Genomic DNA, 15,531 nt, shown 5'->3' with positions numbered 1-15,531 from the left:
TGTTATGCTAAAGAATTGGTTTAAAATATATATTAAAAATATCAGTAACTCTAGATTGTTCTTTTTGTGGAATATCATAGGGCTAGCTATTGGTATGGCGTCTGTTATCCTAGCGGTGACTTACTATAAGAGTGAGTATAGCTATAATAGATGGATACCTAAGGTAGGTAATATGTATGAAGTAGACCTAGAAATGGGAAAACAATCCAATTCTATCTATATCCCTGCCGGGGTAGGGCCTTATTTATTAGAGAATCAATTAGCTGAAGACTACTGTTACTATGCATTAGAATATTTAGATTTCTATGGGGAGAGTAGATCAGAACAGGGAGTTGTAAGTAAGATATTGAATACACAAAAGTCGTTCTTCCACTTTTTTCCTTTTGAATTTAAGCATGGGGATAAAGAACAATTGTTCGTTGATGACTATTCTATTGCGATATCTTCTAATCTTGCTACTCGTTTTTTTGGAGACACAAATCCCGTAGGTGACACACTGTCGTTAGCACATCAGAAGTATGTGATAAGAGGGGTGTATGAATTAAATCAACGGGCTACGATAATGCCCGAGGTAGTACTTGCTTCTATAGACTTTGATGAAATAGAAGAGTATGAGTTATGGCAAGAGAATGTAGGTGGACTCGTGTTTAAGAAAGCAGATGGAGTAGACCAAGTTAAGTTATTAAAAGAGCTAGAAGAGGTTTACTACAATAAGAAAAAGAAGAATAAATACTTCGATGATAGGGGAGATGAGATTACTTCTAAGTTAGTTCCATTAGCAGAAGCTCGATTTGAATCTAAGCAGACTACTCTATTAGAAGGAAATACGAAGAGAGAAACAATAGGGTTAATCAGTGGGTGTTCGTTCTTAATCTTTTTACTGACTGTAGTGAACTATATCAGTCTGAATCAGTCTAATGTCTTAAGTAGAGCAAAGGAGTTGTCTCTAAGAAGAATTATAGGAGCTTCAAAAGGACAGTTGGTATTACAATTACTTTTTGAGACGGTACTGAATGTCTTAGTTGCGTTAAGTATTTCTTTGGTTTTAGTAGAATTGAGTTTACCTATTTACAACAGTTTTTTACATCAACACTTAGTGTTCTCTTGGGAAGCTATGGGGATTGTGATTTTACTGATAGGTGGAGGAATTATTTGTTTAGGAGGTTTATTAACTGCTTTATACGGTAGTATTATCGCTAGACAACACACTAAGGGAGGACAAGTACAGCTTCATTTAAGTATCTCTAAGTGGAGAATGGCATTCGTGGGAATACAGTTGGTGATTGCTTTCTTTTTCTTAATCGCTGGATGGCTAGTGTATAATCAAGTGGATTATATGCAAAGTAAAGAATTAGGATTTAAGGGAGAGCAGGTATATCAAGTCAAGCTATATACACAACAGATTAGACGTAAGATGTATAGATCCTCTAAAGTCATAGAACAAATAGCGGATATAAAAGGGGTGAAAGGTGTAGGGCTGTCTACAATCTCTTTTAAAGGAAGTAGTATGAATACGAATCATACGGCTTATTATCAACAACAGAAAATAACGGACTTCATCATGGATGGGGTAGATGAAGGGTATATACAGATGATGGGATTCAATATGCTGGCGCTTCAGGAGGATATAGATGAAGATCTCCCAACCGTATATGTCAATGAGAAGTTTGTTACTCAACTAGGTAAACAACCTAGTGATGTAGTAGGAGAGGTCATAGCGTATGACAGTAATACATTTATCATAAAAGGGGTAATAGGAGACTTTAACCGAGACGGGTTTGAAGAGAGTATAAAGCCAATGCTTCTGTTTCACTGGAGAGATATAGAGTTTTTGCCTTATGGTATAGAGTCTCTATCTGTGCAGATAGATCCAGAGATAAGGGAAGAAACTCTAGAACGTCTACAAGCATTCTGGATAGTGAATGTCGATTATGAGTATCCGTTTGAGGTGATGGCTGTGAAGAAACAGTTTGCTCAGACTTATCAGAAAACATTATCACAGCGCAATATGTTTATGTTGTGGAATGGAGCGGTAGTGTTAATCGCTCTGTTTGGACTCTACGCGGTGATGTCCTTTGCAATAGAACAACAATTAAAGGAAATCGTGATCAGAAAAGTATTAGGGGCTAGTGAGAAAGAACTCTATCTGAAGTTACTAAAGCCTTTTATATATGCTCTGGGGATTACTTATGTATTAGTACTATACCCTACATATTGGTTGATGAGTAAATGGTTAGATAGGTTTGTAGATCATACAGATATTGCGGTTTACCCATTTGTACTTTCTTTAGTACTACTCTCTGTTTTAGTCTTTGTGGTTTTAGCAAGTAAGCTGTATAAGGCTGTTAAAATCAATATTATTAATTATATCAAATACGAATAAAAATGTTAAAGAACTGGTTGAAAATATATTGGTACAATACGATGAAGCACAAGATGTATTTCTTGTTGACAGTAGTAGGATTGACATTAGGTATTGCGTCAGTTGTATTAGCATCATTATACTATCTAGAAGAGTCTAGTTATGATCAGTGGAATCCGAATAAGGATGAGGTGTATCTCGTAGAGACTGTAGCTCCGAATTTCTCTATGACAGATCAGTTCCGTCCTATGGGAAGATATCTAAAGGATAATTATAAGGAACTAGATGATTATATGTACTATGGATATAATGGTTCTCTAAACTTCATTTATAATGAGAAGAAAATAGATGCAAAAGATATATATGCCGTACAAGATAACTACTTTGAGTTTTTTCCATTCGAGTTTGTATATGGTAATGCTGAAAAAGCGTTAGTTAACCCTAATGATGTAGCGATAGATATTAAGATCTCTGAAGCACTATTTGGGGAAGGAGTAAACCCAATAGGTAAGACAATAGAAGCTATTAATCCAGACTATGATAGTCAGGGTAACACTAATTTTATAATCTCTGGTGTATACAAAATAGGAGACCTACGTAGTTCTTTTGCTCCTAATGCAGTTATGAATAATTTGACTGAAAAGCCTAGTGAAAGTGATGATTGGGGAGATTTTGGATTAATTCTATGTGTGAAGACTAAACAGCCTGATAGAATTAAAAAGGCTATAATGGAGCTTAGAGATAAATATGTTGCCATTCCAAATGCAAAGAAGGATGGTCTAACATTAGAGCAATATAAAGAAGAAGAACCTTTTAAATACTATACAGGAGATATCGTATTAAATAAACTTGCAGATGCTCGTATGCTACCGAATCAAAGGTTATTCCCAGAAGGTAGTGCAAATGTGCAAATGCTAAACATTAGTATTTTCTTATCTATGACGATACTCTTACTTTCTATTTTTAATTATGTTAATCTATCATTAACGCAAGTAGTTAGCAGAGGAAAAGAAATAGGAATGAGAAGAGTGGCTGGTGCAGGTAAGAGAAGTTTTTATCAGCAGAGTATTTTTGAAACTGCTATTGTTGTTATCTTTTCTTTAGTATTAGCTATTTGTATCATTGAGCTCATTCTACCTTATATCAATGTTTATTTAGAGACGAATATCACATTTTCGTTTATCAATGATTTAGCTGTTCTTATCGTTATTGCCACTTTAGTGGTTCTGATATGTGGTGGTATTCCTGCTTTTTTTGTTTCAAGATTTGAGACTGTCAAACTATTAAAAGGAAATGTAATAGGGACTAAAGGAGGTAAGTGGCTTAGTAATGGATTTTTAGTTCTTCAATTTACAATAGCTTGTTTCTTTATTATTGGTTCTATCATCGTCAATGAACAAGTAAGTTATATGCTCAATAAAAGTCTGGGTTTTAAAGGAGATCAAGTTATTAATATAGAGTTTCTAAGTAGTAGTAAGTATACTGGAAAGCGCGCTATTAAGTATGCAAGCTTTAAAGCCGAACTAGAGAAGATTAAAGGAATAGAGTCGATATCTACTAGTAATGTAAGTTTTGTAGGTAATCGAGGAGGTGTATTTGGTACTTATCACAACAACGGGAAAGAAAATGTGATGATTAATAATGCTATGATTGATTATGATTTTTTCGATGCATTAGAGATTAAGCTAAAAGAAGGTAGGATGTTATCTGCTCAATTATCTTCTGATAGTTTAGATAATGTGGTGGTGAATGAGACTTTTGTTCATACGATGAATTTGGCTAAGCCTCTTGATACCCCAATAGAATTGCTAGGCAAGAAGAAAACAATAGTGGGAGTAATTCAAGACTTTAATGTTGAAGGGCTTGAAGAGAAAATATTGCCATTTGTATATTCTTATATGCCAGAGACTAAGCATAGCTATGGGATGTATTCTGTCATATACATAAAGATTGTTCCAGAATATTTTAGTAAGACTATTGTTGATATCGAGAAGCTGTGGAAGCAGTATAATATAGAAGAAAGGGATGTGTTTCAATACAAATTCGTAGATAAGCAGTTTGCAGAGACTTTCCATAAAGTACAGATGGAGAAGAGAATATTTAATATTCTAAGTATTGTAGTTGTATTCATTGCTTTATTTGGACTGTTTGCTGTATCGTCTTTTACGATAGGAACAAAGCTAAGAGAAGTAGCTATCCGCAAGGTATTAGGAGCAGATACTTTTGGACTGTTAAGACAGTTGTCATTTCAGTATGTAATCTATTGCTTAGTTGGATTTGGAATAGCAGTATTCCCTAGTTATTACTTTTTAAATAAGTGGTTAGAGAATTATGCGTATCGCATAGAGATAGGATGGAGTGTATACGCGTATAGTTTGTTGTTAATTTTAGGATTGACATTGTTGATTGTTATTAGTCGTGCTTATAAAGCGACTAGGGTAGATGTATTAAAGTATATCAAATACGAATAGAGATAGAGATGTTAAAGAACTGGTTAAAGATTTATTGGTACAATACGATGAAACACAAGATGTATTTCTTGTTGACAGTAGTAGGATTGGCGATAGGTATTGCGTCAGTTACATTAGCATCGTTATATTATCTAGAAGAGTCTAGTTATGATCAATGGAATCCTTATAAGGATGAGGTTTTTGTCTTAGAGTCTAAAAGTGATCAGATCTCTAGTAATAGTCAGCCCTTTGCACTAGGGTATTTCTTAAAAGAGAATTACCCTATAGTGGAAGATTATATGTACTATAATGGGGTGTATTTTAGAGGAAATGTAAAAATAGATGAGAAGGAATATGCTATTGAGAAAGTAATATATGCTCAGAAGAATTTCTTTTCTTTTTTTCCTTTTGAGTTTGTTTATGGCAATGAGAAAACAGCGTTTAATAATCCAAATGATATTGCTATAGAACTAGAATTAGCTGAATTATTATTCGGAAAGAATGTTAATCCATTAGGAGAAGAAATTGAGATAAAGGATGTTAAGTATAGTGTATCTGCTGTCTATAGGATAGGACATGATATAAGAAGTTCTATGAGTCCTAATATTGTAATAGATAAGTTAAGTACTGAAGAGATAGCGTCTAGAGGAGATTGGTTTAATAGTAATTTTAATTTATTGGTTAAAACCAAAGATAAAGAACAGACTAGAGTCGCTATTGATAATTTATTCTATAAACATTTTTATTCTGTTTTAGCAGAGCCTAAAGGAGTTTCTGTAGAAGAATTTGTAGAGACTACTTTTAAAAGCTTCTATGCTAAGAGTTATTTATTACCCTTGAATGGCGCTAGGATGAATGCAATAGGTTATTTTTTTCCTGAAGGGAATACTAATTTATTGATGTTGAAAATTATAGTGGGACTTTCTGTTATGATTCTATTGTTGTCCATATTTAATTTTATCAATCTAGCACTATCTCAATCTCTGAATCGAACTAAAGAAGTTGGGGTGAGAAAGGTTTTAGGCGCAAATAGAAGTTTAATTATTAGTCAAGGGCTTTTAGAGTCCTTTATAACAACTGGAATAGCTTTATTATTAAGTGTTATTATTTTAGAATTATTAGTGCCGTTCATAAATGTATTTGTGGGTACAACGATTGAGTTCTCGTTTTTTAAGTTTATAGGCTTATTATCGAGTGTATTAATAGTTGTCACTCTCTTGGTGGGTATCTTACCAGCACTATATCTCGATAAGATGGATACGTTATCAGCACTTAAAGGTTTTATCTATAAAAGCACTAGTGGAAGAGTAATAAAGAATAGTTTTTTAGTTCTACAGTTTGTTATTGCTAGTTTTTTTATCACAAGTGGGATATTGATACATCAACAGGTTAATTATATGCTTCATAAAGATCTCGGCTTTAAGGGGGATCAGGTAATAGGTGTATTATTTAAGGAAAATAGAGAATACGATGGGACTTCTGATCGATTAAATCAATACTATAATTTTAAAGAGGAACTTCTACAAATAAAAGGAGTGGAGGATGTGTCAACAGCTTCTTCACACTTTGGAAGTAATGCATTATCTAATACGTTTACTTATCATTCCTATCAATCAGAAGAGTTCTTAGTAGAACAAATAGGAATGGATTATAACTACTTTGATTTATATGATATAAAGATGAAACAAGGGAGGAATATATCTTCTCAGTTTGCTTCAGATAGTATTAATAACATCATTGTCAATGAGGCCTTCGTTAGAGAAATGAAAGAGAAAGAACCACTAGGGAAGTTTATAGAAGGCAAAGGTTTTAAGTACACAATCATAGGTGTGGTAGATGACTATAATAATGAAAGATTAGCAAACGAAGTAAAACCTAAGATTTACTACCACTTTCATACTAATCAAAGGATAAGAAATAACTTTCTGTATGTCTCTATTAAATTAAGTAAAGATAAGATAGAGCCTACTCTAGATGCTGTTGAAAAAATATGGAAGAAATATAATATAGATAGTAAAATTCCTTTTGTTTATGAATTTGTAGATCAACGTTATGCGAAAACTTTTGACCGTGTGTTATTAGAGAGAAAAGTATTTAGAGTATTAAATTATACAGTTGTATTCATTGCTTTATTTGGATTGTTTGCTGTATCGTCTTTTACGATAGGAACAAAGTTAAGAGAAGTAGCTATCCGCAAGGTATTAGGAGCAGATATTTTTGGGCTGTTAAGACAGTTGTCATTTCAGTATGTAATCTATTGCTTAGTTGGATTCGGTATAGCAGTGTTTCCTAGTTATTACTTTTTAAATAAGTGGTTGGAGAATTATGCGTATCGCATAGAGATAGGATGGAGTGTGTATGTGTATAGTTTATTGATGATTTTAGGATTGACATTGTTGATTGTTATCAGTCGTGCTTATAAAGCGACTAGGGTAGATGTATTAAAGTATATTAAATACGAATAGAGATGTTAAAGAACTGGTTAAAGATTTATTGGTACAATACGATGAAACACAAGATGTATTTCTTGTTGACATTAGTAGGGTTGGCGATAGGGTTATCAGCTGTGATTATTTCTTATTTATATTATACTGAAGAAATGTCTTATGATACTTGGCACAAGGATAGTGATTGTGTATTTATGGTAGAGACTAAGTTTAGTGAAGAGGAGAGTTGGCCAATGTTATCTTATCCATTTGGATCTAAATTAAAAGAAATATCTCCTGAAGTAGAAGCATATTCTTATGTAGATAATAGCTATGATGATGGAATGTTAGTGCATAATGGAGAACTGCTTTCTTATACCAAGGCTATTAGTGTACAGTCTAATTTCTTTACTGTATTTCCTTTTGAAATAGTAAGTGGAAGTCAACTACAACCTTTTGATGCTCCAAATCAAGCATATATAAAAGATACATATGTAGACTATTTATTTAAAGATAAAGACCCTATAGGGCAGACTATAGTGATATGGGATGTCACTTATGTAGTAAAGGGAATATTTAAAGAAGCAAATACATTAAGCTCTATCAATCCTAATATCATAATGAATGATTTAGATGAAAGGGAGAAAGAAGCAGTAGAGAAAGGGTATTGGGGAAATTTTAGTTCTGCTTTATGGGTAAAACTCAAGGATACACAGTCTAAAGAAACTATAGAGAAAAGGTTACTCGCTATATATGATGAGTATGTCATGTTGCCTGAGGCTAATAAAAAAGGTATATCTGTAGACGAGTATAAAAGAAGTAGAGGGGAGCGTTATTTTGGTTATTATCTACATGATTTAAAGGGACAACGTTTTGAGAAAAATATTGATATAAATGCATTACCAGAAGGGAGTGCTAATGTTAATAGAATATATATTGCCTTAGGTTTATCCGTGTTAATCATATTATTATCTGTATTTAATTATATCAATATTGCTACAGTACAGGTAATGAATCGAGGTAAGGAAGTGGGGATGCGTAAGACTTTTGGTGCGAATCGTTTAAGTCTGATATATCAAAACTATTTTGAATCAACTATAACGGTACTAATATCTATAGTATTGTCTTTTGCAATAGTAGAATTCTCTTTACCTAGTTTAAGAGTGTTTTTTAAGGCACAGTTAATCTTCGATTTGTTTGATTTTATACTACAATTACTAATTTTCTTAATATTAGTAGTTTTTTTAGTGGGAACTATACCTGCTCTGTATGTATCTAGTTTTAAAACAATAGAAGTTTTAAAAGGTAATATAAAGAGAAGTAAGAAAGGGGTGTGGTTTAAAAATCTTCTATTAACAGTTCAGTTTATTGTTGCTTGTTTTTTTATTATAGGATCTTTTATTATTTATCAGCAAGTGAGTTATATGTTGAAAAAAGATTTAGGATTTCAGGCTGAACAAATAGTAGGGGTGACATATAATTTTAAGAAGGGTATAAACAATAAATATGACGTGTATAAGAGATTAAAAACAGATGTTTTAAATCTAAGTAATGTGGAAGGAGCGAGTGCGTGTTTATTAGATATTGGCGGTAGTAGATATGTGTCTTCAGGCTTTAGTTATAAAGAAAAAGATGTGCAGCCTGGTATAGCTGCAATAGATTATGATTTCTTGGAATTATACCAGATTGAAATGAAAGAAGGAAGAATGTTATCAAAGGATTTAGCTAATGATAGTATTCAAAATATTTTGATTAATGAGAAAGCAATGTCCATAATGGGAGAGTCACAGCCTATAGGCAAGAATATAAAATGGAATGGAGGGGAATATACTATAGTAGGAGTAGTAAAGGATTTTAATCTAGTAGGACTTAGAGAAGATTATAGACCATTATTATTTGTTACACTGTCTAATAATCAGTGGGGAAACAATATGAAAGAGATGTCTATTAAGATAAAAGCTGACAAGGCTGAGGAAACAATGAAGGCTATTGAAGAGGTGTGGAAGAAACATAATATAACTGATTTACCATTTCAGTATGAATTTGTAGATAAGCGATTTGCTAAAAGTTTTGAACGGTCTTTACAAGAACGAAATGTGTTCTTAGTATTGAATTCTTTGGTTGTTTTTATTGCTCTTTTTGGATTGTATAGTTTGGTATCATTTACGATTAACTCTAGGTTAAAAGAAGTAGCTATACGCAAAGTATTAGGCGCAAGACCTAAAGATTTGATACAGAAGCTAACAGGTCAGTACATTGTGTTTTGTTTAATAGGCTTTGGAATAGCTGTATTTCCTAGTTATTACTTCTTGAATAAATGGTTAAGTGATTATGCTTTTAGAATAGATATGAGTGTATGGCCATTTATATTTTGTTTTGTCATTATTATGATATTGACATTACTGATTGTTATCAGTCGTGCTTATAAAGCGACTAGAGTAGATGTATTAAAATATATTAAATACGACTAGAGATGTTAAAGAACTGGTTAAAGATTTATTGGTACAATACGATGAAGCACAAGATGTATTTCTTGTTGACAGTAATAGGATTGGCGATAGGGTTATCAGCTGTGATAATTTCGTATTTATATTATACTGAAGAAATGTCTTACGATACTTGGCACAAGGATAGTGATCGTGTATTTATGGTAGAGACTAAGTTTAGTGAAGAGGAGAGTTGGCCATCATTATCTTATCCTTATGGAGAGGTTTTGAAGGATATTTCTGACCGTGTAGAAACGTATACTTATTTAGATGCTCATTACCAGGGAGGTGTAGTATTAGTTAATGGAGAGTCTAAAGCTTTTGAAAAAGCTAGTTTTGGTCAATCAGCGTTTTTTGACGTATTCCCTTTTGAGATTGTACAAGGAAATAAAATAAAACCTTTTGATGGGCCTGATCAAGTATTTATCAAGGATACTTATGTGAAGTATTTATTTAAGGATGAAGAACCTGTAGGGCAAGTAATCCTTTTGTGGGGAAAGACATTTACAGTGAAAGGAGTGTATAAGGAAGCAGAAACATTGAGTTCTATAAATCCTAATATGGTATTTAATGTTTTGGATGAACGAGTAGAAAATGCTATAGGAAGTAATGGTTGGGGAAATTATAGTTCTGCACTTTGGATTAAATTAAAAAGTCCAGAGTCAAAAGAGTTGATAGAGAAACAATTATTAAGTATATACGACGACAAAGTGATTGCTCCTGTAGCAAAAAGTAAAGGACTCACGATAGAGGAACTAAAAAAAGAAAAAGATTATGTATTGACATTTTATTTACATGATTTAAAAGGACAACGGTTAATTAATTCGAATCAAAAAAACGCTTTACCAGAAGGAATAGCGAATAGAAATAGAATTTATATTGCTATAGGTCTTTCAAGTCTTATCATGTTATTGTCAGTATTTAATTATATCAATATTACTACAGTACAAGTAATGAATAGGGGTAAAGAGTCAGGTGTACGCAAAGTATTAGGAGCTAATAAAGCAAGTACAATGCTGCAAAACTATTTTGAATCAGGAGTAACAGTACTTATATCTATTATCATTTCTTTAGTTATAGTCGAATATGCTCTTCCTAGTCTGAGAGTGTTTTTTAAAGCTAAATTGTTGTTTAATGTTTTGGAATTTGTGCCTCAGGTTTTATTGTTTTTAATAACTGTGATTTTTTTAGTGGGAACAGTACCTGCGTTCTATATTTCTAGTTTTAAAACAATAGAAGTTTTAAAAGGAAATATAAAAAGAAGTAAGAAAGGAGTTTGGTTTAAGAATACATTACTAACAGTTCAGTTTATCGTTGCTTGTTTTTTTATCATCGGTTCTTTGATTGTCAATCAGCAAGTGAATTATATGCTTAATAAGGATTTAGGTTATAATGCAAATCAGATAGTAGGAGTACCATATAATCTTAAAAGAGATCTTGTAGAGAATACTCTACCTATCTATAAAAGACTAAAGGCAGATATTCTTAAAATAAAAGGTGTTGAGGGAGCAAGTGCGTGGTCATTGGCAATAGGCGGAAAAAATTATTCATCTGTAGGATATTCTTACCAAGGCAAACAAATACAGGCAGGTGTAGCAGCTATGGATGATGATTTTTTAAAACTATTTGATATTAAATTAAAAGAAGGAAGAGCACTATCTCAAGATTTTGCTTCTGATAGTATAAAAAATGTATTGTTAAATGAAAAGGCAATAGCAATGATGGGTATTACTGACAATGCTTTAGGAAAAGAGTTTGAATGGAATGAAGAGAAAGTCACTATTGTTGGGGTTGTAAAGGATTTTAATTTGTTTGGATTGCATGAGGATTATCGCCCAATGATATTTATGTCATTAGATTTTGAACAAGGATGGGGAAGTAATATGAATGAGATGTCTATTAAGATAAACACAGAGAATGTTAAAGAGACGATGGAAGCTATAGAACAGATTTGGAAAAAACATAATATCTCTGATTCTCCTTTTACTTATGAGTTCGTAGATAAGCGTTTTGCACAGAGTTTTGAACGTTCTCTACAAGAGCGCAAAGTATTTTTAGTTTTGAATTTATTGGTTGTTTTTATTGCTCTTTTTGGATTGTATAGTTTGGCATCATTTACGATTAACTCTAGGTTAAAAGAAGTTGCTATACGCAAAGTACTAGGTGCGAGACCTGAAGATCTGATACAGAAGCTAACAGGACAGTACATTGTGTTTTGTTTAATAGGCTTTGGAATAGCTATATTCCCGAGTTATTACTTCTTGAATAAATGGTTGAGTGATTATGCTTTTAGAATAGAGATGAGTGTATGGCCATTTATATTTTGTTTTGTTATCATTATGATATTGACATTACTAATTGTTATCAGTCGAGCTTATAAAGCGACTAGGGTAGATGTATTAAAATATATTAAATACGAGTAGTATGATAAAGAACTGGTTAAAAGTATATTGGTCTAATGTGTTGAAGAATAAAGTTTATTTTATTCTAACATTAGTAAGTTTAGGAGTGGGATTTGCTTCTGTTATCTTGTCATTCGTGCATTATAGAGAAGAGTCTTCTTATGATCAAGCGAATCCGAATAAGGATAATATATTCACAGTAGAGTCTATTCTGAATGCAGATACGAGCTGGATGAAGTTACCTTATCCTTTTGGTTCTAAGTTAAAAGAAGAGTCTTCACATATCATTGATTATACTTATTGGGATAATTACTATGGTGGTGGGACAATGACTATAGATGGGGTGAAAAAAGGAGTGGAAAAGATAGGATATGTAAAGTCTAACATCTTTGAGTTTTTTCCTTATGAGATAGTAAAGGGAGATAAGAACAAGCCATTTAATGGGCCAAATACTGCTGTTATTACTGATGAGTATGCTAAGCAATTATTCAATGGAGAAGATCCGATAGGTAAATCTTTTGAGTATAATAAAGATACTTATGTAGTAAGTGCTGTGTATAAGCTAGGGAAAAACAGGAATTCAATAATGGCAAATATACTGGTTAATGCAGTAGATCAATATGAGAAAGAGGGAATAGAGCAATGGGGTAATTATAACTCAACTATTTGGTTAAAGTTAGACGATGCTAAGTATACTAAGGAAGTGGAAGGGCTAATAAAGGATATCTTGATTAAACAAGTGTATGTATCGCTAGCGAAGGATGAAGGATTGAGCCTAGAGGAGTATATGAAAAAAGAAGAAGGTGTGACACTGGAGGAGTTTAAGAATCTAAAAAATAAAGGATATAAACTACATGTCTTAGCAACACAAAGAATGCAGAAGAACTCTGACTTAAATGGTACTCCTGAGGGAGCAACTAATGTCGGGAGATTGAATATCATGATAGGCCTTTCTTTATTGATATTAGTATTATCTGTATTTAATTATATCAACTTAAGCACTGCCCAAGCGATAGGTCGTACACGAGAAGTTGGAATAAGAAAAACATTAGGTGCGACTAAGAGAAACTTGATATTACAAGGGTTAATCGAGGCTCTAGTTACCTCTATACTAGCTTGTATTATTGCTTTTGTACTGATTGAGTTTACGATGCCATGGTTAAAAGTATTCTTAGATTCACAGATGGAAATAGAAGTATTCTATATACTACCTTGGTTACTATTGTTCATTGTGATCATTGTTTTATTAGTAGGTATTATTCCTGCTTTATTTACTGCTAGTTTTAAAACGTTAGAAGTTCTGAAAGGAGAAGTAAATAAGAGTAAGAAAGGTAAGACATTAAAGAACGTCATGTTAATAGTACAGTTTACAGTGGCTTGTTTCTTTATGGTTGGAAGTTATATTGTATATGGGCAGGTAATTTATATGTTAAATAAGGATCTTGGGTTTAAAGGAGATCAAGTGGTGGTCATTCCTTTTATTAGTAAAGGCCCTTATGAAGAGAAGATTAATGTATATCAATCTCTGAAAGAAGAGATCATGAGGCTCAGTGGAGTAGAGAATATGTCTATCGCTTCGATCAGTATAGGGAGTAGTTATGGTAGTTCCTCAGGTTTTATACATAATGGAAATAGAATACAGGGTATTAATGTAGGAATGGACTATAATTATCTAAATACTTTAGATATAAAGCTGAAAGAAGGAAGAAGTTTATCACCTGAATTTGCGTCTGACTCTATCTCTAATATATTGATTAATGAACGTACTGCTTATGAAATGAAAGAAGAGAATCCTATAGGGAAAACAATAGAGTGGAATGGTAATAAACTGACAATAGTAGGTGTGGTAAAGGACTTTAATCTATATGGTCTTAAATCTAATTATGCTCCTCTAGTCTTCTTTAGTTTAAAAACAATTCCTTGGGTGGGATTAAATAGTAGACAGATCACAGTTAAGGTTAAAGGAGATAATGTAGAAAAGACAATGAATGAGATAGCGAAGATATGGGCGAATAGGGATATCTCTGACGAGCCATTTAGTTATGAGTTTTTAGATAAGCAATATGCAAAGACATTTAATAATGTAAAGAAAGAGAGAGATGTTTTCTTAACACTGAATGGAATTGTTGTGTTTATCGCTTTATTTGGATTGTATAGTCTAGCTTCTTTTAATATTAATAACCGCCTAAAAGAGGTGGCTATTCGCAAGGTGTTGGGGGCTAGTTCATCTAGCTTATTAAAACAATTGTCTGTACAGTATGTAGTGATGTGTCTGGTAGGTTTTGGTATTGCTATATTCCCTAGTTATTATTTCTTAAACAAATGGTTGAGTGATTATGCTTTTAGAATTGATATTAGTGTAGAACCATTTATCATTTGCTTGATTGTGATACTAATATTAACAGGCGTAGTTGTATTCTTAAAGGCTTGGTCAGCGACGAAGATCAATGTACTGAAATATATAAAATATGAATAACCATAAAACAAATTTAAATATGAAAAAAATAGTAATGTTCTTCCTATTAGTAGGAGGAAGTGTGTTCGCACAATCAAAAGAAACACGTCAAGTAAGTGATTTTAAATCCGTAAAAGCTTCTCAAGGAATAGAAGTGAACTTTATTTATGGAGGAGCTAAGAGTGTAGTAGTGGAAGTAGAGAAGTCTGAGAATATGAAAGATGTCAAGACAGAAACGACAATTACTGGAGGGTTAGATATCTTCATTGATCAAAAAAGCAATAAAAAATGGAAGAACGGTATCAATATAAGAGATTTTGGGAAAGTAGTAGTTACTATAAATAACCCTAGTTTAGAAGAGGTAAGATTGTCTTCTTCTGCTAAGTTTAACTTATTAAACAAAGTTGTAGCTAAATCATTTGATGTAAAAACGAGTAGTTCAGCAAGGTTTAGAGGAGAGTTAGTGCAAGCAGATAACTTATCTATAGAGGCAAGTTCTTCTTCTAAAATAGAAGGTAGTTTTGAGGTGACAAAGAAATCATCTGCAAGTGTTAGTTCTTCAGCAAGTGTAGATATCTCATTAAAGACTAAAACTGGAGACTTTGGAGCTAGTAGTTCAGCTAGGTTGAGTTTATCTGGGAATGCTGATTCTGTGAGCGCTTCTGCTTCTAGTAGTGGTTCTATTAAAGGATCTAGCTTCACAACTAAAACACTAGAAGGTAAAGCTAGCTCATCAGGTTCTATGGTGTTTAATGTAACTGATGAGGTATCTGGTAGAGCGAGTTCTTCAGGACGTGTTCAATATACAGGAGGAGCTAAGATAGTGAGTTCAAACACTTCTTCTTCAGGACAAGTAAAAAATATAGATTAATTCTTATAGTTTCTAGACTAGTGATAGATATGTTTATAATGACTATCTATCACTTATCTTAGGATATATGCATTGGGCA

The 15,531-nt window shown here is 32.7% G+C and carries 7 protein-coding genes; all 7 read left to right on the top strand.

What is annotated here, in order from left to right; all coding sequences use genetic code 11:
* The first annotated feature begins 4 nt into the window (after positions 1–4).
* The 7 genes from MPR_RS16935 to MPR_RS16905 are packed head-to-tail and all read left to right on the top strand — an operon-like array spanning position 5 to position 15,452.
* Complete coding sequence (locus tag MPR_RS16935; RefSeq protein ID WP_041894634.1) at positions 5–2,383, top strand: ABC transporter permease; 2,379 nt, start codon at positions 5–7, stop codon at positions 2,381–2,383.
* Between the two features lie 2 nt (positions 2,384–2,385).
* A complete protein-coding gene (locus MPR_RS16930) occupies positions 2,386–4,833 on the top strand; it encodes an ABC transporter permease (RefSeq protein ID WP_041894631.1) in 2,448 nt (815 codons plus the stop codon).
* Between the two features lie 8 nt (positions 4,834–4,841).
* Complete coding sequence (locus MPR_RS16925; RefSeq protein WP_041894628.1) at positions 4,842–7,277, top strand: ABC transporter permease; 2,436 nt, start codon at positions 4,842–4,844, stop codon at positions 7,275–7,277.
* Positions 7,278–7,279: 2 nt separating this feature from the next.
* Positions 7,280–9,709, top strand: coding sequence for an ABC transporter permease (locus MPR_RS16920; protein ID WP_041894625.1), 2,430 nt, complete (start codon positions 7,280–7,282; stop codon positions 9,707–9,709).
* A gap of 2 nt (positions 9,710–9,711) precedes the next feature.
* On the top strand, positions 9,712–12,147 hold the full coding sequence (locus MPR_RS16915) for an ABC transporter permease (RefSeq protein ID WP_041894623.1): 2,436 nt from the start codon (positions 9,712–9,714) through the stop codon (positions 12,145–12,147).
* A gap of 1 nt (position 12,148) precedes the next feature.
* Positions 12,149–14,602 (top strand): ABC transporter permease, encoded by a 2,454-nt coding sequence (locus tag MPR_RS16910; protein ID WP_041894620.1) that lies wholly within the window; start codon positions 12,149–12,151, stop codon positions 14,600–14,602.
* 19 nt (positions 14,603–14,621) lie between these two features.
* Positions 14,622–15,452, top strand: a complete 831-nt coding sequence (locus MPR_RS16905; protein WP_041895615.1) for a GIN domain-containing protein — start codon at positions 14,622–14,624, stop codon at positions 15,450–15,452.
* Positions 15,453–15,531: the final 79 nt, after the last annotated feature.

This window comes from Myroides profundi, from assembly GCF_000833025.1.
Classification (GTDB): domain Bacteria; phylum Bacteroidota; class Bacteroidia; order Flavobacteriales; family Flavobacteriaceae; genus Flavobacterium; species Flavobacterium profundi_A.
Note: the sequence above shows the minus strand (reverse complement) of the source record. Positions and strands in the feature narration are given on the sequence as shown.